Origin of the sequence: Pseudomonas sp. ArH3a, from assembly GCF_022648765.1 — a bacterium.
Classification (GTDB): domain Bacteria; phylum Pseudomonadota; class Gammaproteobacteria; order Pseudomonadales; family Pseudomonadaceae; genus Aquipseudomonas.
In genome coordinates, this window is sequence record NZ_CP080330.1 from 4,690,191 (window position 1) to 4,713,549 (window position 23,359).

A 23,359-nucleotide genomic window follows, 5' to 3' on the forward strand; every position below is an offset into this window, starting at 1 on the left:
GCCAACTCCCACATTCGGCCTGCATTCCAATCAGAAGCTGGCAGTTATTCAGCCGCGCTCAGGCTGGAAACGCACCACAAAACCATTCAGATTCTGCTGGCGACCCAGCAAGTCCCGCAGGCGGTCCGCCTCGGCACGCTCGATCAACGGCCCGATAAACACCCGGTTTTTGCCATCAGCACTGCGGATATAGGCGTTGTAGCCCTGAGTACGCAGTTTTTTCTGCAAGGCTTCGGCGCTATCACGATTGGCCAGGCTGGCGAGCTGGATCGACCAACTGATCGGCAAGCCATTCGGGTCGATGCGGCTTTGGCCCACATCCGGCTTACCCGGCGCGGCAGGTTGCGGCGCCACCGGTTTGGGCGCAGGGGCTGGCGCGGCCGGCTTGGCAGCGACGACGGGGGCGGCTGGGGCAGGCGCCGGCTTGACCACCGGAACACTCGGCTGCACCGGCATGGTCGGCGCCTGCTGCGCAGCCACCTCCTCATCGCTCGGCACAGGCTCTTCAGGCAATGCTTGCGGATCGGGCACCACCACCGGCTCAACCTGAACCTGAGGCACCGTCGGTGCCTGGGGCGTAGCCGGAGCCTCAACCACTACCTGGCGCTGTTCGTCCTGGCGGGAAAACAGCATCGGCAGGAAAATCACCGCCAATGCCACCAACACCAGGGCTCCAACCATTCGCTGCTTGTACGCGCTATCCAGTAATGCCATGTGCAGCTTCCTCCGTGGAGCGCCGGGCCAACCACTCTAGCGCCTCGGCAACACAATAAAATGATCCGAACAACAGAATCTCGTCCTCGGCCGTGGCCACCGCGCACTGCGCTTCAAGCGCAGCGGTGACGCTTGCATACGACGCCACCGACGCACCAAGGTTCTGCAAAGCCACTTCCAACTCAGCAGCCGGGCGACTGCGCGGCGTATCCAGCGGCGCGACCGCCCAAGCCTGGACATTGCCCAACAACGGCGCAACTACGCCGCCCAAGTCTTTATCCACCAACAACCCGAACACCGCCAGGCGACGACCGACCGGCGGCGTGCGTGACAGGCGTTGCGCCAAGTACTCAGCGGCGTGGGGGTTATGCCCCACATCCAGCAACAGGTTCAGGCGCTTGCCTTCCCACTCGAAGGTGCGACGATCCAGTCGCCCAACTACACGGGTTGCCAGCAATGTGGCAGCAATCTGCTCGGCATGCCAAGGCAGATCCAGCAGCAGGTAGGCTTGCAGCGCGAGCGCGGCGTTTTCCATCGGTAGGTTCAGCAGCGGCAGATCGCGTAATTCGACCACTTGGCCACGCGCGTCATGCCCACGCCATCGCCAATGCTGAGCGCCGATCTCGAGATTGAATTCGCGGCCGCGCAAGTAAAACGGGCAACCCAGCTCGCGCACCTTGTCGAGCAAGGGCTGCGGCGGGTCCAGGTCACCACACAGCGCAGGCTTGCCCTGGCGCAAGATCCCGGCCTTTTCAAAGGCCACCGACTCACGGGTATTGCCCAGGTAGTCGGCATGGTCAACACCAATGCTGGTGACCAGCGCCAGGTCGGCATCCACCACGTTGACCGTGTCCAGCCGCCCACCCAAGCCGACTTCCAGGACGACCACGTCCAATTGCGCACGCTCGAACAGCCAGAACGCCGCCAGGGTGCCCATTTCGAAGTAAGTCAGGGAAATCTCACCCCGCCCGGCATCCAGTGCGGCAAAGGCTTCGCAGAGCTGCTCGTCAGTGGCTTCGACGCCATTGAGCTGCACCCGCTCGTTATAACGCAGCAGGTGCGGGGAATTGTAGATGCCGACTTTCAGCCCTTGGGCTTGCAGCAGCGCAGCGACAAAGGCGCAGGTAGAGCCTTTGCCGTTGGTGCCGGTCACCGTGATCACACGCGGCGCCGGCCGGCCCAACCCAAGGCGGGCCGCTACCTGTTGCGAGCGCTCCAGGCCCATGTCGATGGCTGACGGATGCAACTGCTCAAGGTAGGCGAGCCATTCGCCCAGGGTACGTTGGGTCATAGGTTTGCAGGCACCGGCGGCACAACAATCGGTTCGATTTTAGGCGCGACGTACACAGGTGTCGGCAGGCCCATCATTTGCGCCAGCAGGTTACCCAGGCGTGGACGCAGCTCGCCACGAGCGATGATCATGTCGATGGCGCCGTGCTCCAGCAGGAACTCGCTGCGCTGGAAACCTTCGGGCAGTTTTTCGCGAACGGTCTGCTCGATCACGCGCGGGCCGGCAAAGCCGATCAGGGCTTTAGGTTCGCCGACGATCACATCACCCAGCATCGCCAGGCTGGCGGAAACACCACCGTAGACCGGGTCGGTCAGCACGGAGATGAACGGGATGCCTTCTTCACGCAGACGCGCCAGCACCGCGGAGGTCTTGGCCATTTGCATCAGGGAGATCAGCGCTTCCTGCATACGCGCGCCACCGGAGGCGGCGAAGCAGATCATCGGGCAACGGTTTTCCAGGGCGTAATTGGCGGCACGTACGAAACGCTCACCAACGATGGCACCCATGGAGCCGCCCATAAAGGAGAATTCAAATGCGGAAACCACCACCGGCATGCCCAGCAACTTGCCGCTGACAGAAATCAGCGCGTCTTTCTCACCGGTCTGCTTCTGCGCAGCGGTCAGGCGGTCCTTGTACTTCTTGCCGTCGCGGAACTTGAGACGGTCAACCGGCTCCAGCTCAGCACCCAACTCGGCACGGCCATCGGCGTCGAGGAAGATGTCGATGCGGGCGCGGGCGCCGATACGCATGTGGTGGTTGCACTTGGGGCAAACATCCAGAGTCTTTTCCAGCTCCGGGCGGTACAGCACCGCGTCGCAGGAGGGGCACTTATGCCACAGACCTTCAGGAACCGAGCTTTTCTTCACCTCGGAACGCATGATCGAAGGGATCAGTTTGTCTACTAACCAGTTGCTCATGCTTTCTTTCTCCAGTACCGGTGGCTTGAACACAGCCCCGCGTATGCCCTTGAGCTAAATTCATATGTGGCGATGACACAGACTGGACGGGGTCAGACGCTCGACCGGCCATTTCCTGCCTGTACCCTCAGCCTTCCAGACAACCTGCCAGCGCAGGGTTGCCACTTCATTTCCGGGCCTCCCGCAGGCGGCGCCGGTGCTGTTTTACACAGTGGTAGTTATGGACGGCGGCAGACTGCCAGCCGTCACATCGCGCCACTGCTGTTGCGCACGGCGTGCATGAACGCGCGAATCTTGTGGCGATCCTTGATGCCTTTGCCCTGCTCTACCCCACCGCTGACATCCACGGCATACGGCCGGACCCGCTCAATGGCCGCCCCGACATTCGCGGGGTTGAGCCCACCGGCCAGGATGATCGGCTTGCTCAGGCCCTCGGGTATCAACGACCAGTCAAACGCCTCACCCGTACCACCGGGCACACCTTCGACATAAGTGTCCAACAAGATTGCGCGAGCGCCAGTATAGGCAGCACATGCGGCAGCGATGTCATCCCCGGACTTGACGCGCAACGCCTTAATATACGGGCGCTGGTAGCTTTCACATTCGTCAGGGCTTTCGTCGCCGTGAAACTGCAGCATGTCGAGCTGCACGGCATCCAGGGTTTCGTTGAGTTCGCAACGGCTGGCGTTGACGAACAAGCCCACGGTGGTCACGAACGGCGGCAGCGCGGCGATGATCGCCCGCGCCTGCAACACGTTCACAGCCCGCGGGCTCTTGGCATAAAACACCAAACCAATGGCGTCCGCCCCCGCCTCGACAGCCGCCAGCGCGTCTTCTATGCGAGTAATCCCGCAAATCTTGCTGCGAACGGCTGCCATATCGTAGAAACCTCAGGGGTTGAACCGAGAAAGTCCCGGATGGTAACAAAAGCTTTTCCGGGCGTCAGCCGCCAAGTTCGCTGAAACCTGTGAGGAAGTGTGGCCCGATGAAACGATCGGGCAATTCGAACTCGTCGCGGTACTCCACATCCACCAGATAAAGGCCGAACGGGTGCGCGGTCACCCCGCCGGTACGACGAACACGGCTTTCCAACACTTCCTTCGCCCACTCCACCGGGCGCTCGCCGGTGCCGATGGTCATCAACACGCCGGCAATGTTGCGCACCATATGGTGCAGGAAGGCGCCGGCACGAATATCCAGCACGATCATCTTGCCGTGACGGGTCACGCGCAGGTGATGCACTTCCTTGATCGGCGACTTGGCCTGACACTGGCCGGCACGGAACGCACTGAAATCATGCACGCCGACCAAATGCTGCGCGGCCTCGGCCATGCGCTCGGCGTCCAGCGGGCGGTGATTCCAGGTGATTTCTTGATTGAGGTGCGCCGGGCGGATCTGATCGTTGTAGATCACATAGCGGTAGCGCCGGGCGATGGCCTTGAAGCGCGCATGAAAATCCGCACGCATGACCTTGGCCCAAGTGACGCTGACGTCATGCGGCAAATTGATATTTGCGCCCATCACCCACGCCTTCATCGTGCGCTCGGCCTGGGTATCGAAGTGCACCACTTGGCCGCAGGCGTGCACACCGGCGTCGGTACGCCCGGCACACATCAGCGACACCGGCGAATCGGCGACCTTCGATAACGCGTTTTCGAGGGTTTCCTGCACCGTCAGCACACCAGAGGCCTGGCGCTGCCAGCCGCGATAGCGCGAGCCTTTGTATTCCACGCCCAGGGCGATGCGATTAAAGCCTGCGGCTGCCATTTCGGCGGCCGCGTTATCTATATTTGCCAAGAACTGAGAGCCCGATGAGTTGCGCAAAGGCGGCCATTATAAAGGCGGAGCAGATATGAGGGGCGCTTTTGTTGCAAGCCATGCGAAGGCCTGATGTGTGGGAGCTGGCTTGCCTGCGATTGCATCAATGCGGTGTAACAGATAAACCGAGTTGCCCGCATCGCAGGCAAGTCAGCTCCCACATTGGTTCTGCGTTGCACCTTAGATTTTGCCGAGCATTTCCTTGGCCTCACCACGCTGGGCCTCATCGCCTTCGGTCAGCACTTCGGAAAGGATGTCGCGCGCACCGTCGGCATCGCCCATGTCGATGTAGGCCTGGGCCAGGTCCAACTTGGTGGCGACCTCGTCGGTGCCGGAGAGGAAATCAAATTCCGGCTCATCACCGCCCGACGCGGCGTCTTCAGCGGTGAACGAAGGCTCGATCGGCGGATGCTCCAGGCTCTGGGACAGGCGATCCAGCTCGGCGTTGACGTCATCCAACTCAGACGCGAAGGCATCCGGCTTGGTTGCAGCCGGTGCTTGCGGCTCGTCAGCCAGGGACAAGTCGAAGTCTTCCGGCAGGTCCAAGTCGTCCAACGCGGCGGGCGTGAGCGTCGGCGGCTGAGCCGCCTGCACATCCTTCATCTGCTCTTCAAGGCCGGAAAGGAAATCGTCGTCAGCTTGGGTGGAAGACGGCGCTTCCAGTTGCAGGTCCAGGTCGAAGTCCGACAGATCGTCCGGGGCAGTCTTGGCTTCGGTCTGGCGCTGCAGGACAGATTCAAAACTCAGCTCATCCTCCGGGCGAACCACGGCAGGTGAAGCGGCTTCCAGATCGTCCAGGCTCAAGTCAAAATCGGTGTCGAAAGCGTCTGGTACTGGAGCCGGCGCGGCCGGCTTGTCTTCCAGCAAGTTCTTGACGTATTGCGCGTCCAAGGCTGCCGCGGCAACCGCAGCACTGACGCCCGCTGCCAACACAGCCATGCCCGGGAAGCGGCCTTTTAGTTGTTCAACCTGGGCGTGATTTTCACCCGTGGCCACCAGTTGACGCTCCTGGCTGATGAAGCCGTCCTTATCGCCTTGCAGGCCGTAAACCTCCATCAACTTCAAACGCAGGTCGCTGCGTTTTGGCTCGTGCTTGATCGCCTGCTGAAGGACGTCGGCAGCCTGGTTCAAATGACCGCGATCAATATGGGATTGAGCTTGTGCCAGCGAATCGCTGGAATTTTGCGGAGCCACTGCAGCGGCCAAGGGCGAAAGCACGGAAGCAACCGACGGCACCACCACCGGCTCGGCAACCGCAGCAGGTGCGGGCGCAGGAGCGGCAGCCATCTTGACGTTCGGCGCCACCACTTCCAGACCTTCAAAGCTGTCCGGTGGCAGATCGTGCTCTACGTTCGGGGAGAATTGCGGCTCTTCAGCCAGCGCCCGCGCCATCCGCAGGTGCTTTTCCTCTTCGAGGCGGGCATTGCGATGACGCGCCCACAGCAGCAGGAGCAACAACACCAACAGACCGGCCGCGCCGCCAATGACACCAAGCACAACCGGGTTGGTCAGCAGCTCGTTGAATTTGCCTTCGGTGGTGGCGGCAGGCGCGGCATCCGGCTTGATTGGCTCGGGCGCAGGCGCTGCTGCAGTCGGCGTGGTATCCGCTGCCGGCGCAGTGGCCGCAGGCTCACCGGCCAACTGAGCGGGCATCGCCGCTGTTGCCGCCGCTGCCGGGTTACCGTTTTCAGCCTGCAACTTAGCCAACTGATCATTTTTCAGCTGAATCAGTTTTTGCAGCTTATCCAGTTGGCTTTGCAGGTCCGCCGCACGGCTTTTCAGCTCGGCATTGTCGCGGCGCGTGGTGTCCAGTTCTTCCTGGGTCATCGCCAGCTTGTCGTTTAGCGCCCGGCTATCACCGGCCTTGCCCTTCGCGCCCGGCTTGGCGGATTCGGCCGAGACCAGGCTCAAATTATCCTTGGCGCTGGTGCTCGCCGGCGCATTGCCCGCCTGGGTGCGCTTGGTCGCGTCCAGTTGCTGCTTGCCAGCGGCTTGATTTTTAGCCGTGCGGCGCCCTTCGCGCCAGGCCGCGTTTTGCGCGGTCACTTCGGCAATTGCCTCAGGCTGCGGCAGGCTGGTCGCTTGCACGCGATCCGGCAGGCGCAATACCTGGCCGGTTTTCAAGCGGTTGATATTGCCGTCTAGAAACGCATCAGGGTTGAGCGCCTGAATAGCCAGCATGGTTTGCTGGACCGAGGCGCCGTTGCGATTCTTCGCGGCAATTTCCCACAAGGTGTCGTGAGGCGTCGTGGTGTGCTGGGCAGCCTTGCTGACAGTCGGTGCAGTGCGGGCGGGCGTTGTAGCAGACGGCGCACTCAAGCGCGGTGCAGGCGCGCTGACGGCGGGCGTCGATTGCTCAAACTTCGCCGGGTCGAGCAGCACACTGTAGTCGCGCATCAGGCGGCCGTTAGGCCATTGCACCTGCAACAAGAAACGTACGTAGGAATCGGGCAGCGGCTTGCTGGAGGTAACGCGCACCACACTGCGGCCACTTGGATTGACCACTGGGGTAAATGTCAGGTCATTGAGAAACGCCTGGCGATCCACGCCCGCATCCACATATGCCTGATCAGACGCCAGGCTGGGCGTGATCTCGGAAGCCGTAAGGCCACCGACATCGAGCAATTCGATTTCCACTGACAACGGCTGGTTCAACTTCGACTTGAGGGTCATCTCCCCAAGCTGCAGCGCCTGCGCCATACCGGAGGACAGCGCCGAGGCGGCCGCTATTGCTAACACCAGTTTGCGAACTTGAACCATAGCCTCATCCTTTGTCTGAACACTCCCCGACCTGCGAGAAGGTTGGTAACCGCTGCCATTAGGCATGGCGAGCCGATAGGTCACCGACGCGCTTCTGTTCCGCTTTGGACCAAGCATAGCGCCTGGTTAGAATCAATCTACAAATTGCCGCCAAGTATCTTTTACGCAAGGCTTTTTATCAACAACTGCGCCAGCTGCACCGCGTTGAGTGCAGCCCCCTTGCGTACGTTATCTGACGTCAGCCACAGATTTAGTTCCGCCGGGTCGTCCACGCCCGCACGCACCCGGCCGACGTAGACTACATCCTGGCCGACCGCATCCCCAACCGGCGTAGGGTAGTCGCCCTCTTCCACCAGCTCGATACCTGGCGCCGCCTCAAGTGCGCGGTTGACCGCCGCAAGGTCGACCGGCGCGCCCAACTGCAATGACACTGTCAGGCTATCGCCAAAAAACACCGGGGCTTGAACGCAAGTTGCGGAAATCTTTAGCAAAGGAGTTTCCAGCACTGCGCGCAGCTCGTGCACGAGACGTTTCTCCAGGGCTGTATGCCCCTGGGCGTCTGGCGTGCCGACTTGTGCCAGCAGGTTGAAGGCCATCTGCCGATCAAAGAACTTGGGCTCCAGCGGGCGTACGTTTAACAGTTCGGCGGTCTGCCGGGCCAGTTCACTGACAGCCTCGCGACCCTGGGCGGATACGGCCAGGTTGGCAGTGACGCTGACGCGTTGGATGTCCAGCAACCCGCGCAACGGCGCGAGGACGACGGCCAGGTTGGTAGCGGATGGGCTTGGGCTGCCGAGTTGGAAGGGCTTTTTCAAACCTTTGAGGATATGCGCATTGGCTTCCGGCACCACTTGAGGCGCCTGATCGGCCGGCAAAGCGCCGGACAGGTCGATCACCGAGCAACCGGCAGCGATGGCGCGCGGGGCGAAACTCTGGGTTACCGCCGGGCCTGCCGCGAAGAAGGCCAACTGCGCTTTTTTGAAGTCGAACTCATCGACTTCCTTGACCCGCACGTTCTTGCCGCGAAACGGCACTGATGCACCGGCCGAGTTACTGCCCGCCAGCAGATACAGGGTGCCTACCGGGAAATCCAGTTCTTCGAGAATCTGCACCAGGGTTTCGCCAACGGTTCCGGTGGCGCCGATCACGGCGATTTCAAAGGTCTGGGTCATGGTGGCTGCCTCGGGCATTGCGGGGGGAGCGGCACTTTAACGGGTGGTTGGGAGTGAGGCAATTAACCTGGTTTTTGTGGTGGGGCTGATGACCTCATCGCGGCATAGGTATCTACGCAACTTTTTGTGTTGCGCTGAGCTTTTGACGGGGTTTTTAGGTAGATGTGAGTACATATCCGTTGCTGCGGTAACGGCTTCGTAGGGTTCCGCCCTTACGGCGGGTCACTTTTGGAAAAGAGCCCCAAAAGTAACCAAAAGGGCTCTTGCCCCACCACTCGGTGCCTCGCCTAGGCTCGGCATGCCCTCACTCCGGCTTGAATCCGTGGGCCGCCGCCATGGGCCATCCTTGGCCCATCGCGGCTAACCCGGCGTCCTGCCGGGTTACCCACGGATTCAAGCCTGCGTTCGGCCATCGTGGTTTAACGGGGCGCCTAAGATCAAGATCAAAAGCAAGAGCACGGCGGCCTAGTAGCCGACCTGAGTGGTAGAAGCAAAAGCAGGGCAAAAGCACAGCAAAAGCAGATCTGCTTTTCTGTGGGAGCTGGCTTGTCGGATCGCCGCACCGCTGCGATGCAGACACCTCGGTCCATCAAGTACACCGAGTTGATGCCATCGCAGGCAAGCCAGCTCCCACATTAGATTGAGTTCAGTTTCAGAGATCAGGTCGGCTGTCAGGCCGCCTCGGCTTTGCTTTTGATTTGCTTCAACCACTCAGGTCGGCTACTAGGCCGCCGTGCTCTTGCTTTTGATCTTGATCTTAGGCGCCCCGTTAAACCACGCTGGCCGAACGCAGGCTTTGGAGCGGGGGTGAGGGCACACCGAGCCTAAGCGAGGTGCCGAGTGGTGGGGCAAGAGCCCTTTTGGTTACTTTTGGGGCTCTTTTCCAAAAGTGACCCGCTGTAAGAGCCATGCCTTTCAAGGTCTTGGTTTAAAACATAAACAAATACTTTAGTCAGGATGACGAAACGATGTGGGAAAAGGTTCTAGAACGGTTTGAAAAGCAGGCGCCGGCCAGTGTCATGACCAAGCTGGTATTGGAGCAGGCCGTACCTGCCGAGTGGGTTGACAAGGTGTTCAATGACCACCGACAACGCCAGTACTCCCGTGAGCTCTTGTTTTCAACCGTTGTAGAGCTGATGTCCCTTGTTTCATTGGGCTTGAGGCCATCACTGCACGCTGCAGCGCGTAAGATGGAGGGCCTTTCGGTGAGCGTTGCGGCGCTCTATGACAAGATCAATCGGACCGAACCCGAGGTGCTTCGAGCCCTCATCTCAGGCAGCGCAGAGCGTTTAGAACCAACCATCAAAACGCTCGGCCACTCATCGATACTACCCGGCTGGCAGTTGCGCATTGTCGATGGCAACCACCTACCGGCCACTGAAAAACGTTTAGGCCCTTTGCGCAGCGAGCGAGCTGCGGCTCGCCCAGGGTTTTCCGTAGTGGCCTACGATCCTGATCTGGATTTAGTCGTCGATCTTCAGCCTTGGGAAGACGCCCATGCCAGCGAGCGGGTCAGTGTTCTACCGCTGTTGGCCCGCGCAAGCGCGGGTCAACTATGGATGGCTGACCGACTTTATTGCACGCTGCCTGTCCTGCAAGCCTGCGAAAACACAGGGGCCTCGTTCATCGTTCGCCAACACAGCAAACATCCACGTGTGATCCAGGAAGGCGACTGGCAAGAGTCAGGGACCGTCGACACCGGAACCGTTCGCGAACAAACCATCGAAGTAAAAGGCGGTCGCCGCTGGCGACGCGTTGAGTTGAGCCTGCAAACGGCAAATGACTCAGGTGATTTGGTGATGTGGTTCTGGAGCAATTTGCCCGACACCATCAGCGCTCGACAAATAGCTGATTTATACCGCCGCCGCTGGAGTATTGAAGGGATGTTCCAACGCCTTGAATCGGTGCTCGACAGTGAGATTAAGAGCCTTGGTAGCCCTAAAGCCGCGCTGCTGGGCTTCGCCTCGGCGGTTCTGGCTTACAACGTTTTGTCGGTTCTCAAACGCAGTGTGGAACAGGCGCACCGCGAAACGCAGCCAGCGAGTTGGGAGGCTTCGATTTACCATTTGGCGGTGCACGTTCGCAGCGGTTATGAGGGAATGCAGATCGCATTACCGGCGGAAAACTTCCCTCTCGAAAAGACCTCGCAAGGGTTGGCAGAGCGGTTACTGGCCCTGGCGAGGTTGATCAAACCTAAGGCCGTCGCGAAAAGCCCGCGCGGCCCTAAAATCGCCAAACCCAAGGAGTGGCTGGAAGGTAAGGCCGCACGGGCTCATGTTTCAACAGCTCGGGAGCTTAAGGCTGCCAAGTCGGATAAACAGACTTAAACACTGCTTTAAACGAACTTTTAAACGCAGACCTTGAAAGGCATGGCTGTAAGAGCGGAACCCATAGCAGCCGTTACCCAAATAACGGATATGCACCCCGCGCCCCCGCGACAACCCAAGAATTCAACCCATAAAAAGATGTGTAGATACCTATGCTCATCGCGGGCCAGCCCGCCCCCTCCACACTTGAATGTATTCACAAATCAAAATGTGGGAGCGGGCTTGCCCGCGATGAGGGCCTCAAGGGCAACAAAAAACCCGCGCCTGTCACCAGTCGCGGGTTTTTCGTACAGCACTAAGCGATCAACGCTCCAGCAAAATCCGCAGCATACGACGCAGCGGTTCAGCCGCGCCCCACAGCAGTTGGTCACCAACAGTGAACGCGCCCAGGTACTGAGTCCCCATGTTCAGCTTACGCAGACGGCCGACCGGTACATTCAGGGTGCCGGTAACCTTGGTTGGGCTCAGCTCCTGCATGCTGATGTCACGGTTGTTCGGCACCAGTTTGACCCAAGGGTTGTGCTGGCTGATCAACCCTTCGATATCGGCGATCGGCACGTCTTTGTTCAGCTTGATGGTCAGCGCCTGGCTGTGGCAGCGCATGGCGCCGATGCGCACGCAAATGCCGTCCACCGGGATCGGGCTCTTGAAGCGACCGAGGATCTTGTTGGTCTCAGCCTGGGCCTTCCACTCTTCGCGGCTCTGGCCGTTCGGCAGCTCTTTGTCGATCCACGGGATCAGGCTACCGGCCAATGGCACGCCGAAGTTCTCGGTCGGGTAGGCATCGCTGCGCATGGCTTCGGCCACACGACGGTCGATGTCGAGGATCGCACTGGCAGGGTCCGCCAGTTGATCGGCGACGGCTGCGTGGGTCGCGCCCATCTGCTTGATCAGTTCACGCATGTTCTGCGCGCCGGCGCCGGAGGCCGCCTGATAGGTCATGGCGCTCATCCACTCGACCAGACCGGCTTCGAACAAGCCGCCCAGGCCCATCAGCATCAGGCTGACGGTGCAGTTGCCGCCCACGTAGTTCTTGGTGCCAGCGTCCAACTGTTGGTCGATGACCCTGCGGTTCACCGGGTCGAGGATGATCACCGCGTCGTCCTGCATGCGCAGGCTCGAGGCGGCGTCAATCCAGTAACCCTGCCAGCCGGCTTCACGCAGCTTGGGGAAGACTTCGCTGGTGTAGTCGCCACCCTGGCAGGTCAGAATCACGTCGAGGGTTTTCAGCTCTTCAATGCTGTAGGCGTCCTTGAGCGGAGCAATATCCTTGCCCACGGACGGCCCTTGGCCACCTACGTTCGAAGTGGTGAAAAACACCGGCTCAATAAGATCGAAATCCTGCTCTTCCAGCATCCGCTGCATGAGCACGGAACCGACCATACCGCGCCAACCGATCAGACCTACACGTTTCATCGCAACTACACCTTGTTAAAAAGTGGGCCGCCTTGCAGCAACAACTGCAAGCGGGCCGGAGAGATTACAGATTCCGCAGCGCGGCGACTACTGCGTCGCCCATTTCTTGCGTGCCGATTTTGGTGCAACCCTGTGACCAAATGTCACCGGTGCGCAAACCTTGATCCAGCACCAGGCTTACAGCCTTCTCGATGGCATCGGCCGCGTCACTCAGGTTGAAGCTGTAACGCAACATCATCGACACCGACAAAATCGTCGCCAACGGGTTGGCAATGCCCTGCCCTGCGATGTCCGGCGCCGAACCGTGGCACGGCTCGTACATGCCTTTGTTGTGGGTGTCCAGGGACGCCGACGGCAGCATGCCGATAGAACCGGTGAGCATCGAGGCCTGGTCGGACAGGATGTCGCCGAACAGGTTATCGGTGACGATCACGTCGAACTGCTTGGGTGCACGCACCAGTTGCATGGCGGCGTTGTCGACGTACATGTGGCTTAGTTCGACGTCGGGGTAGTCCTTGGCGACTTCTTCGACGATTTCGCGCCACAGCTGGCTGGAGGCCAGTACGTTAGCTTTATCGACCGAGCAGACCTTTTTGCCGCGCACACGGGCCATGTCGAAACCGACACGGGCGATACGGCGGATTTCGCTCTCGCTGTACGGCAGCGTGTCGTAGGCCTGGCGCTCGCCATTCTCAAGCGTGCGCACGCCGCGTGGCGAGCCGAAGTAGATACCGCCGGTCAGTTCACGCACGATCAGGATGTCCAGGCCTGCAACCACTTCCGGCTTGAGGCTCGACGCATCGGCCAGTTGCGGATAGAGGATCGCCGGGCGCAGGTTGCCGAACAGGCCCAGTTGCGCACGGATCTTGAGCAGGCCGCGCTCAGGGCGGATGTCGCGTTCGATCTTGTCCCATTTCGGGCCGCCCACGGCGCCGAGCAGCACCGCGTCAGCCGCACGGGCGCGGTCCAGAGTCTCGTCGGCCAGGGGCACGCCGTGCTTGTCGATGGCGGCGCCGCCGATCACGTCGTGGCTCAATTCGAAGCCCAGGCTGTACTTGCTGTTGGCCAATTCCAGGACCTTGACCGCCTCGGCCATGATTTCCGGACCAATACCGTCGCCAGGAAGAATCAGAATCTGCTTGCTCATGCGTTCCTCATTTCATCAAGCGACCCGCCCGCAGGCAGGTCGGGAAAATTAATCAGCGTTCGGCAAAGACCACCAGCACGTCGGTGCTGAAGGTGCCGTCGGCTTGAATCTCGTAGTAATCGCGTACTTCCTGGCCCATCGCCTTTTGCAGCTCAAGGATTGCAGCACGCAATACCTCTGGCGTGCGCATGCGCTCGACCCACGAGGTGTATTCCAGGCGCAAACGCTGACGGCTGCTGTTGCGCACGTGCAGGCCGGCCTCGCTGAGCTGGCGCATCCACTCGCCGGCGGAATAATCGCGCACGTGGCTGGTGTCGCGCAGCACTTCGACGGTTTGCAGGTAAGTGTCCAACAGCGGGCTGCCCGGTGACAAGACATCCACAAATGCCGCCACACCGCCCGGCTTGAGTACTCGACGGACTTCACGCAGCGCCAGGCCCAGGTCGCTCCAGTGGTGGGCTGAGTAACGGCTGAACACGAAGTCGAACTCGCCATCGGCGAACGGCAAGCGTTCGGCGGCGCCGTGCACGGTGCGGATGTTGTCCAGCCCACGGTCTTTTGAAGCGGCCGCGACCACGTCGAGCATCTGCTGGGAAAGGTCGTAGGCCACCACTTCTTTCACCAGCGGTGCCACATGAAAACTCACATGCCCGGCACCGCAACCCAAATCCAGCAGGCGTGCCGCACCGGCCCCGGCCAGTTCGGCCTGCAGCAGCGCGAATTCGGTGCCTTGGGCGTGCACGGCACTGCTCAGGTAAGCCGAGGCTTGCTCGCCGAATTGTTTTTGCACGACTTGGGTGTGGGCGGTGTTGGTCATGGTGAGCTTCCTTGGGTTTTGTGGTGTTGGTACGGGCGCTATCGCAGGCAAGCCAGCTCCCACAGTTGACCGTGTTCACAGGTCAACATGTGGGAGCCGGGCTTGCCCGCGATGGGGCCCGCACGGCCTACCGCAAATCAGGCGTCGCGAAACAACCAAGGCTGGCTGGCCCGGTGCTTGGTTTCAAAGGCGGCAATCGCATCGCCGTCCTGCAAGGTCAGGCCGATATCGTCCAGGCCGTTGATCAGGCAGTGCTTACGGAACGCGTCGACTTCAAAGTGGTACACCTTGCCGTCCGGACGGGTCACCGTCTGCGCTGCCAGGTCAACCGTGAGCTGGTAGCCCACATCGGCTTCGACTTGTTTGAACAGCTCGTCCACTTCGGCGTCGCTCAAGATGATCGGCAGCAAGCCGTTCTTGAAGCTGTTGTTGAAGAAGATGTCGGCGTAGCTCGGCGCGATGATGCTGCGAAAGCCGTATTCTTCCAGGGCCCACGGCGCGTGCTCACGGCTGGAGCCGCAGCCGAAGTTTTCCCGGGCCAGCAACACGCTGGCGCCTTGGTAACGCTCGGCGTTGAGCACAAAATCCTTGTTCAACGGGCGCTTGGAGTTGTCCTGGTAGGCGTAGCCCACGTCCAGGTAGCGCCACTCGTCGAAGAGGTTTGGGCCGAAACCGGTGCGCTTGATCGACTTCAAGAACTGCTTGGGGATGATCTGGTCGGTGTCGACGTTGGCACGGTCCAACGGCGCGACTAAACCTGTGTGTTGGGTAAAAGCTCTCATCGGGTTTTCCTCAGATCAATTCGCGAACGTCGATGAAACGACCGTTGACGGCAGCGGCAGCGGCCATGGCCGGGCTGACCAAGTGGGTACGCCCACCGGCGCCCTGACGCCCTTCGAAGTTACGGTTGGAGGTGGACGCGCAATGCTCGCCCGACTCCAAACGGTCCGGGTTCATCGCCAGGCACATGGAGCAGCCCGGCTCGCGCCATTCAAAACCGGCTTCGAGGAAGATCTTGTCCAGGCCTTCGGCTTCGGCTTGAGCTTTGACCAACCCCGAACCTGGCACCACGATGGCTTGCTTAATGGTCGAGGCGACTTTGCGGCCCTTGGCGATCACCGCCGCAGCGCGCAAGTCTTCAATCCGCGAGTTGGTGCAGGAACCGATAAACACGCGATCCAACTGGATGTCGGTAATCGCCTGATTGGCTTTCAAGCCCATGTATTTCAAGGCGCGCTCGATGGAGCCACGCTTGACCAGGTCGGCTTCTTTGGCCGGGTCCGGCACGTTTTGATCAACGGCCAGAACCATCTCGGGCGAGGTGCCCCAGCTGACTTGCGGCTTGATCTGGGCAGCGTCGAGCTCGACCACGGTGTCAAACACCGCATCGGCGTCGGAGACCAAGTCTTTCCAGGCTTCGACGGCGGTATCCCAATCGGCGCCTTTCGGCGCGAATGGACGGCCCTTGACGTATTCAACGGTCTTTTCGTCCGCTGCTACCATGCCCACGCGGGCACCGGCTTCGATGGACATATTGCAGATGGTCATGCGGCCTTCAATAGACAGGTCGCGAATCGCGCTGCCAGCGAACTCGATGGCATGGCCGTTACCGCCGGCGGTGCCGATCTTGCCGATCACGGCGAGCACGATGTCTTTGGCGGTCACGCCGAAGGGCAGCTGGCCTTCGACCAACACCAACATGTTCTTCATCTTTTTGGCGACCAGGCACTGGGTGGCGAACACATGCTCCACCTCGGAAGTGCCGATGCCATGGGCCAAGGCGCCGAACGCACCGTGGGTGGAGGTGTGGGAGTCGCCGCAGACCACGGTCATGCCCGGCAAGGTCGCGCCCTGCTCCGGGCCGATCACGTGAACGATGCCTTGACGCACGTCATTCATCTTGAATTCGGTGATGCCATATTCATCGCAATAGTCGTCGAGGGTCTGCACCTGAAGGCGCGACACGGTGTCGACGATCGCGTCGATGCCGCCTTTACGCTCAGGCGTGGTCGGCACGTTGTGGTCCGGGGTGGCGATGATGGAGTCGACGCGCCAAGGCTTGCGCCCGGCCAGTCGCAGGCCTTCGAACGCTTGGGGCGAGGTCACTTCATGGATGATGTGACGGTCGATGTAGATCAGCGACGAGCCATCGTCGCGCCGTTTCACTTCATGGGAATCCCAAAGCTTGTCGTAAAGCGTTTTGCCGGCCATCAGTCGGTCCTCATCATCGGTCTTTCTATGCCCCAGGTCTTGAGCGATTCAATAACCCTTTGGCTTGTGAGGCTGATGGTATGGCGCTACATTAAATAACTCAAATTCATATTTTTTATGCTTTGGATTACCAACTGGAATACCACCATGGACTTGGCCAACCTCAATGCCTTTATTGCCATCGCCGAGACCGGCAGCTTCTCCGGTGCAGGTGAACGCCTGCACCTGACACAACCGGCCATCAGCAAGCGCATTGCCGGGCTGGAACAACAATTAAAGGTACGTTTATTCGACCGTCTGGGCCGTGAAGTCGGCCTGACCGAGGCCGGGCGCGCCCTGCTGCCGCGTGCGTATCAGATCCTCAATGTGCTGGACGACACCCGCCGCGCCCTCACCAACCTGAGCGGCGAAGTCAGCGGTCGCCTGACATTGGCCACCAGCCATCACATCGGCCTGCATCGCCTGCCGCCGATCCTGCGCGCCTTTACGCGCGAGTACCCCAATGTGGCGCTGGATATTCAGTTCCTCGACTCGGAAGTGGCCTACGAGGAAATCCTCCACGGCCGCGCCGAAGTGGCGGTGATCACCTTGGCGCCCGACCCGCACAACCTGGTCCGTGCCACGCCGGTGTGGGACGACCCGCTGGATTTCGTGGTCGCGCCGGAACACAGCTTGACCGGCAATGGCACGGTCAACTTGGCCGATATTGCCAAGCACCCGGCGGTGTTCCCGGGCGGCAATACCTTTACCCACCATATTGTCAGGCGCTTGTTCGAAGCCCAGGGCCTGACGCCGAACATCGCGATGAGCACTAACTACTTGGAAACTATAAAAATGATGGTATCCATCGGCCTGGCCTGGAGCGTGTTGCCGCGCACCATGCTCGATGATCAGGTGGCAAGTATCGCTTTGCCGGGCATACAACTCAGTCGCCAGCTAGGCTATATCGTGCACACCGAAAGGACGCTGTCGAACGCTGCGCGGGCTTTCATGAGCCTACTGGATGCACAGGTCGATCTGCCAGCGATACCGGCATGAAGCTGTGCGGCCTCAAGGTCTGATTAAAGCCGCGCCGAACGCCCATTGAGCCAAGGCCCATTGATAATGCGCAACCCCGTCGATTCCGTGCCACCCCTGCCCCGTATTTACGCCTTGGACCCTCAAGAGGCGGAACAAAGCTGGGACAGCGCCCCGCAATTGCTGGCAGCCCTCAATGCTGCCCGCCTGGGCGCGTGGTGGTGGGAAATCGATACCGGGCGGATAAGTTGGTCACGCGGCACCCAAGCGCTGTTCGGTTTCGACCCCCGCCAACCTTTACCCACTGACCTGGACTACCTGGACCTGCTGGCACCGTCAGATCGTGCGCGAGTGGTGCGGGCCTTTCACGCCGTGCTGGCGGGCGAGCCGTTCGAGCAGGCCACGCACCACCACATCCAATGGCCGGACGGCAGCCATCATTGGCTGGAAATCAATGGCAGCCTGGCGCCGGACAAGACCGGTCGGCGCCGCATGATCGGGGTGATCCGCGAAACCACCCGCCAGCGCGAGCGCGAGCACGCCCTCAGCCACTCGGAAAAACGCTTCGCCACGTTGTTTCACCTGTGCCCCAATATGGTTCTACTGACGCGCCAATCTGATGGCCGGATCAGCGAAGCCAACCAGTATTTCGAGATGCTCTTCGGCTGGCCAGTGGCCGATGTCATCGGCCGCACCACCCTGGACCTCGGGCTGTGGCGCGACCCCGAACAGCGCGCGCTGCTGGTCAAGGCCACCCAGCGCAAGGGCGAGCCGATCACCATGGAGGTGCAGTTCTGCGCCAGTAACGGCCAGATTCACGATGGCACCCTCAGCGCGCAGAAAGTCGAGCTGGAGGGCGAGGCCTACCTGATCAGCACGTTCCTCGACACCACCGAACGTAAAAACGCCGAGCAAGCCTTGAAAGACAGCCAGGAACGCCTCGACCTGGCCCTGAACTCGGCGCAACTGGGCACCTGGGACTGGCACATCCCCACGGGCATGCTCTACGGCTCGGCCCGCGCCGCCCAACTGCATGGCCTGCCGCCGGAGCAATTCCACGAATCCTTCGACGCGTTTTTTGAGGGCATGTCCGATGAAGACCGCGAGGGCATGCGCAACGCCTATCGCAGCTTGCGTGAAGGCTCGGACGGTAACTACCAGTTGACCTACCGCGTGCTGACGGAATGCGGCAGCCCTCGCTACCTGGAAAGCCGCGCGCGCCTGTATCGTGACGAAGCCGGCAAACCTCTGCGCATGGCCGGCACCTTGCTCGACATCACCGACCAAGTGGAACGCGAACAGCGGATCACCGCGTCCGAAGAGAAATTCGCCAGCCTGTTCCAGGCCAGCCCCGACCCCATCTGCGTCACCTGCCTGGACGGCGGCACCTTTATCGAAATCAACCCGGCCTTTACCCAGACCTTTGGCTGGAGCGCCGCCGAGGTCATCAACAAGAGCGCCGAGCAGATCGGTTTATGGGACGACTCCAGCAAACGCCTGCAACGTATCGAACAGGTGATTCGCGAGCAGGCACTGAGCAACGTGGCCATCGTGGCGCGTCACAAAAACGGCCAGAGCCTGACCTGCATGATCTCTAGCCGCTTGATCAAGGTCGGCGACCAGCCATGCATCGTCACCACGCTGCGCGACATCACCCAACAGCAGCGCTCGGAGGCCGCGCTGAAGGCCAGTGAAGAGAAATTCGCCAAGGCCTTCCACTCCAGCCCCGACGCCATTTCTATCACCGAGCGCGACACCGGCCGATATGTGGAGGTCAACGACGGCTTCTGCCGCCTGACCGGTTATCGCGCCGAAGAGGCCATCGGCCTGACGCTGTACCAGATCGGCATCTGGGCCGATGAAAACCAGCGCACCGCGCTGTTGGCCGAGCTGCAGATCAAGGGCCGCATTCATCACTTGGAAATGCTCTGGCACAACAAACGCGGCGAGTTGTTGGCCGTGGAGGTCTCGGTAGAGCCGATTACGCTGAATGAAACGCCGTGCCTGCTGCTGACCGCGCGAGACGTGAGCCTGCTGAAAAACGCCCAGGCGCAGATTCGCCACCTGGCTTATCACGACCCGTTGACCAACCTGCCCAATCGCGCCTTGCTGATGGACCGCCTGAGCCAGCAAATCGCCCTGCTCAAACGCCATAACCTGCGCGGCGCCCTGTTGTTTCTCGACCTCGACCATTTCAAGCACATCAACGACTCCCTCGGCCATCCGGTGGGCGACACCGTGCTGAAAATCGTCACCGCGCGCCTGGAAGCCAGCGTGCGCATGGAGGACACGGTGGCGCGCCTGGGTGGCGATGAGTTTGTGGTGCTACTTAGCGGCCTGGACGGTACGCGGGCGCAAGTCAGCGCCCAGGTGCAGGAACTGGCCGACACCCTGCGCGAATTGCTCTCGGAACCGATGTTTCTCGATGGCCAACGCTTGCAGGTCACGCCGAGCATTGGCGTGGCGCTGATCCCGGACCATGGCTCCACCCCGGCGGACCTGCTCAAACGCGCCGACATTGCGCTCTATCGGGCCAAGGACTCGGGGCGTAACACCACGCAGATGTTTCACAACAGCATGCAAAAAACCGCCAGCGAGCGCCTGCGCATGGAGACCGACCTGCGCCTGGCGCTGTCGCGCGGTGAGTTCAGCGTGCATTACCAACCCCAGGTGGATGCGCGTGGCAACCGTATCATCGGCGCCGAAGCCTTGGTGCGCTGGCAGCACCCGCAACTGGGCGCGCAGTCACCCACGGAATTTATCAAGGTGCTGGAGGACAGCGGCCTGATCCTGGAAGTCGGCACCTGGATTCTTGATGAAGCGTGCGGCGCATTCGCGCAGTTGATCGCCGAGGGCCTGGTGGACCCACTGAATTTCAGCTTGTGCGTGAATATCAGCCCCAGGCAGTTCCGCCAGAGCGACTTCGTGGAACGGGTGGAACACAGCCTCACACACCATAAGCTGCCCTATAACTTGCTGAAACTGGAGATCACCGAAGGCATTGTGATCCAGAACCTGGACGAAACCGTGGCTAAGATGCGCCGCCTTAAAAAGCTCGGCGTGAGTTTTGCTATGGATGATTTCGGCACCGGCTACTCGTCGCTGACCTACCTCAAGCGCCTGCCGGTGGATGCGCTGAAAATCGACCAGTCCTTTGTGCGCGATGCAACCCACGACCCCAACGACGCCGAAATCATCCGCGCCATTGTGGCCATGGCCCACAGTTTGAACCTGGGAGTGATTGCCGAAGGCGTGGAAACCCCGGAACAACTGGCGTTCCTGCAGAAGCTGGGCTGCCATTTGTACCAGGGCTATTTGCACAGTCGGCCACTGTCGATCGAGGGGTTCAGGCGCTTGCTGGGGTAAGCGTCACACCAGTTTCAATACGTGAAACCCAGTGTTCATCCAGTGCGATGACGCCAAGTCCTGCTTTTGCCCATAGTAATCAAGCGACCCGTTGACCACTGCGACTGAGTGTACGTTGTCCCCCAGCGTGCCAATCGCCCCCCTGACCAGCTCATCGAGCGTGCTGTTACGTATATAGCCAAACAACCCCAGCCGCCGAAGCGCCTCCCCTGGGGCCTCGCCGTCATTGAGGGTATCCAACGCCTTCGCAAAACTCTCCCCGGCGCGAAAGTCGTTGTTTTCCATCTGCGCACGTTTGGCACTGACCGCGTACAAGAAGATGGCGTAATTGAGCAGCTTAGGACTACTGCCATGGAAGTTCGACGCGGCGGCAGCTTGGTTCATTTCCTCATGGGTCACCTGCAGCCTGAAGGAATCCCTCATGACCACCTCAAAGCCGTCCGGGGTGACCTGAATGCGCTCGAAGATTCCCTTGGGATCCTGCCAGAACCGAATGATGGCGGCCTTGATCGCCGATACCGTAACGCAATTGTCTTTCTCGCCTTGATAAAAACCATCCCAGATCTGCGCGGGCGACATGCCGGAAACGATATCGTTGACCCGTCTGGCGTCGTCGGCAGGGCTCGGCTTGTCATCAAACAAGACATACCCGTAACCCCGATCCGCCTTACGTTGTTCGCCGTACTCATGCCTCACACCCTCCACAACCAACGCAGAGCCAAAGTTATGTGTTTCCAGGACGCCCGCCCCTCCCTTGGCCGCCATGTCACTCGACGAAACGTATTGAGAAAGGCCGTACATCCCCATGCCCTGTAGGCACCGCTGGGTGGTCTCACCCTCCAGCGTCTTTGCCAGCGCCGCTGCAAATGTCGGGTACCCCCCTATAAGTTGCTTGCGCTTTACAAAGGCCGCAAACACAAAGTTGGCGTCCTTTACCGCACCGGCATCGTTTCCACTGAAGCGTGAGGCTTGCGTGGCCTGCTCCAGTTCCTGGTGAGACAGCTGAACCTTGAACTCGTCCTTCATGGTGATGTGATACCCATCACCGACGGCGGTCAGCGTTTTGAACATGCCTGCCGGATGTTGACCCAAGGTTTGCATCATCAGCTTGATGACGGCCTCGTGGGTGCTGCTGTCAAAGTTCTCACCAAATTGCCTTTGCCCCGAGTTGAATGCCCGCGTGACATCCGCGGGCTTTTCCCCTACTTGCTTTGACGAAAACACCGAAGCCACGTAGCCCTGCCCTTTGGCGGGCGCGCCTGGATAATTACTTACTGGGATATTCATTCACTGGTTTCCTGAGACTTTACAAAGCAATAACCTGCAAAAAAAAGCCGGGCCGCGGTGAAGTGAGTCGCGCCAAAACTGCATCGCCTATGGCCCAACCCGTCGACCACTAGACAAGCGCTATCGCCTGCCCCCAAACCGGCGCCGAGCCCGGGCGCCCCCATAACTCTTCACGACCGTTGATAACCGCCACCGAATGCCTCCTGCGATTGCACATGCCCACTTGTCCACGGGCGAGATCTCTTACAGGGACGGTTCTCATGTGCTGACGCAACCCCAGTCGTAGGAACCCCTCCCCCGGCCCGTCTTCATCCTCACCATCATTCAGGCTGCGAATCGCAGCCTGATAACTCCTGCCTGCCGTGTGATCGTTGTTTTCCATCTGCGCGCGCTTGGCACTGACCGCAAATAGAAAGTGCGCATCCTTGAGCATCTCGTGGTCTCGCCCGATGAATTTCGAGCTCCGTGCAGCTTCGGCCAATTCGCTATCAGTCAAGGTGAGCTGAAAGCCATCGCGCATTACCACTCGGTAACCGTCGCCCACCCTGGTCACTTGCTTGTAGATATCTGTGGGGCTTTGACCAAATCGATACATCGCCGCCTTGATCGCAGATACCGTCACGCAATTGCCATCAGGGCCTTGGCGGAATCCACTCCAGATATTGTCCGGCTTCGCGCCGCCTTGTTTGCTTGAAAGTCCCGGGATGTTGGCTGCGACGCTGGGCGTGTTGTTGGGCACTATGGGCTCGGTCACAACTAGCGGCGGAGTAACCTGCGGTGTGGGTGTGGGAGCAGGTATGACAGGCACTGGTGTAGCTTGCTTATCCGATACCAAACTGAGTAGCCGAGTAAAAAAGGAAGTAAGCAGAGCCGCCAGCGAATGAGCTGCGCCTGAGACATTGGCGACCGCCAGCGTGCTCTCCGGTACGCCGAGGAAGGGATCACGAAAATGCGGAGCAGCTTCTTTCATGAAGAGTTTTAGTTGAGGCTCTAGTTCATTACTGGGCGGACGCGAATCAATGTTTATTACCCGCCTTACATTGACGACAGGCGCAATATTATTAATTGAACAACCAGACATATGTTCCCCCATCAGCAG

17 protein-coding genes are annotated in these 23,359 nt (G+C 60.2%); 3 read left to right on the plus strand and 14 right to left on the minus strand.

Annotated features, from left to right (window positions below; genetic code table 11):
• Positions 1 to 48 precede the first annotated feature (48 nt).
• The 7 genes from K0P33_RS21435 to K0P33_RS21465 all read right to left on the minus strand — a co-directional run bounded on the left by K0P33_RS21435 (position 49) and on the right by K0P33_RS21465 (position 8,672).
• The gene (locus tag K0P33_RS21435; RefSeq protein WP_094953097.1) at positions 49 to 714 is read right to left on the minus strand and encodes an SPOR domain-containing protein; all 666 of its coding nucleotides are present in this window, start codon (positions 712 to 714) and stop codon (positions 49 to 51) included.
• Positions 698 to 2,005, minus strand: coding sequence for a bifunctional tetrahydrofolate synthase/dihydrofolate synthase (gene folC, locus K0P33_RS21440; protein ID WP_242151248.1), 1,308 nt, complete (start codon positions 2,003 to 2,005; stop codon positions 698 to 700). The genes K0P33_RS21435 and folC overlap by 17 nt, the downstream gene beginning before the upstream one ends.
• On the minus strand, positions 2,002 to 2,922 hold the full coding sequence (gene accD / locus K0P33_RS21445; RefSeq protein WP_094953099.1) for an acetyl-CoA carboxylase, carboxyltransferase subunit beta: 921 nt from the start codon (positions 2,920 to 2,922) through the stop codon (positions 2,002 to 2,004). The genes folC and accD overlap by 4 nt, the downstream gene beginning before the upstream one ends.
• A 245-nt stretch (positions 2,923 to 3,167) precedes the next feature.
• The gene (locus tag K0P33_RS21450; RefSeq protein WP_242151250.1) at positions 3,168 to 3,800 is read right to left on the minus strand and encodes a phosphoribosylanthranilate isomerase; all 633 of its coding nucleotides are present in this window, start codon (positions 3,798 to 3,800) and stop codon (positions 3,168 to 3,170) included.
• 64 nt (positions 3,801 to 3,864) lie between these two features.
• Positions 3,865 to 4,689 carry a tRNA pseudouridine(38-40) synthase TruA gene (gene truA / locus K0P33_RS21455; protein ID WP_242156093.1) on the minus strand — a complete coding sequence of 275 codons (825 nt, stop codon included), beginning with the start codon at positions 4,687 to 4,689 and terminating at the stop codon, positions 3,865 to 3,867.
• 231 nt (positions 4,690 to 4,920) lie between these two features.
• Positions 4,921 to 7,500 carry a FimV/HubP family polar landmark protein gene (locus K0P33_RS21460; RefSeq protein ID WP_094953102.1) on the minus strand — a complete coding sequence of 860 codons (2,580 nt, stop codon included), beginning with the start codon at positions 7,498 to 7,500 and terminating at the stop codon, positions 4,921 to 4,923.
• Positions 7,501 to 7,661: 161 nt separating this feature from the next.
• On the minus strand, positions 7,662 to 8,672 hold the full coding sequence (locus K0P33_RS21465; RefSeq protein ID WP_242151252.1) for an aspartate-semialdehyde dehydrogenase: 1,011 nt from the start codon (positions 8,670 to 8,672) through the stop codon (positions 7,662 to 7,664).
• A gap of 1,019 nt (positions 8,673 to 9,691) precedes the next feature.
• On the opposite strand from K0P33_RS21465, the gene K0P33_RS21470 reads away from it, so the two are divergent.
• Entirely contained in the window at positions 9,692 to 10,999 is a 1,308-nt protein-coding gene (locus K0P33_RS21470; RefSeq protein WP_242151255.1) for an IS4 family transposase, read from the plus strand.
• A gap of 303 nt (positions 11,000 to 11,302) precedes the next feature.
• Here K0P33_RS21470 and asd read toward each other — a convergent pair whose 3' ends face one another.
• The 5 genes from asd to leuC form a co-directional block, all read right to left on the minus strand.
• Positions 11,303 to 12,415, minus strand: a complete 1,113-nt coding sequence (gene asd / locus K0P33_RS21475) for an aspartate-semialdehyde dehydrogenase (RefSeq protein ID WP_094953218.1) — start codon at positions 12,413 to 12,415, stop codon at positions 11,303 to 11,305.
• A 64-nt stretch (positions 12,416 to 12,479) separates the two neighbouring features.
• Positions 12,480 to 13,562 carry a 3-isopropylmalate dehydrogenase gene (leuB, locus tag K0P33_RS21480; protein WP_094953216.1) on the minus strand — a complete coding sequence of 361 codons (1,083 nt, stop codon included), beginning with the start codon at positions 13,560 to 13,562 and terminating at the stop codon, positions 12,480 to 12,482.
• Positions 13,563 to 13,614: 52 nt separating this feature from the next.
• Entirely contained in the window at positions 13,615 to 14,379 is a 765-nt protein-coding gene (locus tag K0P33_RS21485; protein ID WP_094953215.1) for a class I SAM-dependent methyltransferase, read from the minus strand.
• 137 nt (positions 14,380 to 14,516) lie between these two features.
• Positions 14,517 to 15,161, minus strand: coding sequence for a 3-isopropylmalate dehydratase small subunit (leuD, locus tag K0P33_RS21490; RefSeq protein ID WP_094953214.1), 645 nt, complete (start codon positions 15,159 to 15,161; stop codon positions 14,517 to 14,519).
• Positions 15,162 to 15,171: 10 nt separating this feature from the next.
• A complete protein-coding gene (gene leuC / locus K0P33_RS21495) occupies positions 15,172 to 16,590 on the minus strand; it encodes a 3-isopropylmalate dehydratase large subunit (RefSeq protein WP_094953213.1) in 1,419 nt (472 codons plus the stop codon).
• A 147-nt stretch (positions 16,591 to 16,737) separates the two neighbouring features.
• Here leuC and K0P33_RS21500 point away from each other — a divergent pair, with 147 nt between their 5' ends.
• Together K0P33_RS21500 and K0P33_RS21505 are read left to right on the plus strand one after the other, a co-directional pair.
• Positions 16,738 to 17,628 carry a LysR family transcriptional regulator gene (locus K0P33_RS21500; RefSeq protein WP_094953211.1) on the plus strand — a complete coding sequence of 297 codons (891 nt, stop codon included), beginning with the start codon at positions 16,738 to 16,740 and terminating at the stop codon, positions 17,626 to 17,628.
• A gap of 66 nt (positions 17,629 to 17,694) precedes the next feature.
• A complete protein-coding gene (locus K0P33_RS21505; protein ID WP_242151258.1) occupies positions 17,695 to 20,973 on the plus strand; it encodes an EAL domain-containing protein in 3,279 nt (1,092 codons plus the stop codon).
• A gap of 3 nt (positions 20,974 to 20,976) precedes the next feature.
• Here K0P33_RS21505 and K0P33_RS21510 read toward each other — a convergent pair whose 3' ends face one another.
• Together K0P33_RS21510 and K0P33_RS21515 are read right to left on the minus strand one after the other, a co-directional pair.
• The gene (locus tag K0P33_RS21510) at positions 20,977 to 22,260 is read right to left on the minus strand and encodes a hypothetical protein (protein ID WP_094953207.1); all 1,284 of its coding nucleotides are present in this window, start codon (positions 22,258 to 22,260) and stop codon (positions 20,977 to 20,979) included.
• A 109-nt stretch (positions 22,261 to 22,369) separates the two neighbouring features.
• Entirely contained in the window at positions 22,370 to 23,353 is a 984-nt protein-coding gene (locus tag K0P33_RS21515) for a hypothetical protein (RefSeq protein ID WP_242151261.1), read from the minus strand.
• Positions 23,354 to 23,359: the final 6 nt, after the last annotated feature.

What these genes read in the sequence shown, in the direction of transcription:
- K0P33_RS21435 (WP_094953097.1), bottom strand. Translation starts at nt 714, where the DNA reads ATGGCATTACTGGATAGCGCGTACAAGCAGCGAATGGTTGGAGCCCTG.
- folC (WP_242151248.1), bottom strand. Translation starts at nt 2,005, where the DNA reads ATGACCCAACGTACCCTGGGCGAATGGCTCGCCTACCTTGAGCAGTTG.
- accD (WP_094953099.1), bottom strand. Translation starts at nt 2,922, where the DNA reads ATGAGCAACTGGTTAGTAGACAAACTGATCCCTTCGATCATGCGTTCC.
- K0P33_RS21450 (WP_242151250.1), bottom strand. Translation starts at nt 3,800, where the DNA reads ATGGCAGCCGTTCGCAGCAAGATTTGCGGGATTACTCGCATAGAAGAC.
- truA (WP_242156093.1), bottom strand. Translation starts at nt 4,689, where the DNA reads ATGGCAGCCGCAGGCTTTAATCGCATCGCCCTGGGCGTGGAATACAAA.
- K0P33_RS21460 (WP_094953102.1), bottom strand. Translation starts at nt 7,500, where the DNA reads ATGGTTCAAGTTCGCAAACTGGTGTTAGCAATAGCGGCCGCCTCGGCG.
- K0P33_RS21465 (WP_242151252.1), bottom strand. Translation starts at nt 8,672, where the DNA reads ATGACCCAGACCTTTGAAATCGCCGTGATCGGCGCCACCGGAACCGTT.
- K0P33_RS21470 (WP_242151255.1), top strand. Translation starts at nt 9,692, where the DNA reads ATGACCAAGCTGGTATTGGAGCAGGCCGTACCTGCCGAGTGGGTTGAC.
- asd (WP_094953218.1), bottom strand. Translation starts at nt 12,415, where the DNA reads ATGAAACGTGTAGGTCTGATCGGTTGGCGCGGTATGGTCGGTTCCGTG.
- leuB (WP_094953216.1), bottom strand. Translation starts at nt 13,562, where the DNA reads ATGAGCAAGCAGATTCTGATTCTTCCTGGCGACGGTATTGGTCCGGAA.
- K0P33_RS21485 (WP_094953215.1), bottom strand. Translation starts at nt 14,379, where the DNA reads ATGACCAACACCGCCCACACCCAAGTCGTGCAAAAACAATTCGGCGAG.
- leuD (WP_094953214.1), bottom strand. Translation starts at nt 15,161, where the DNA reads ATGAGAGCTTTTACCCAACACACAGGTTTAGTCGCGCCGTTGGACCGT.
- leuC (WP_094953213.1), bottom strand. Translation starts at nt 16,590, where the DNA reads ATGGCCGGCAAAACGCTTTACGACAAGCTTTGGGATTCCCATGAAGTG.
- K0P33_RS21500 (WP_094953211.1), top strand. Translation starts at nt 16,738, where the DNA reads ATGGACTTGGCCAACCTCAATGCCTTTATTGCCATCGCCGAGACCGGC.
- K0P33_RS21505 (WP_242151258.1), top strand. Translation starts at nt 17,695, where the DNA reads ATGCGCAACCCCGTCGATTCCGTGCCACCCCTGCCCCGTATTTACGCC.
- K0P33_RS21510 (WP_094953207.1), bottom strand. Translation starts at nt 22,260, where the DNA reads ATGAATATCCCAGTAAGTAATTATCCAGGCGCGCCCGCCAAAGGGCAG.
- K0P33_RS21515 (WP_242151261.1), bottom strand. Translation starts at nt 23,353, where the DNA reads ATGGGGGAACATATGTCTGGTTGTTCAATTAATAATATTGCGCCTGTC.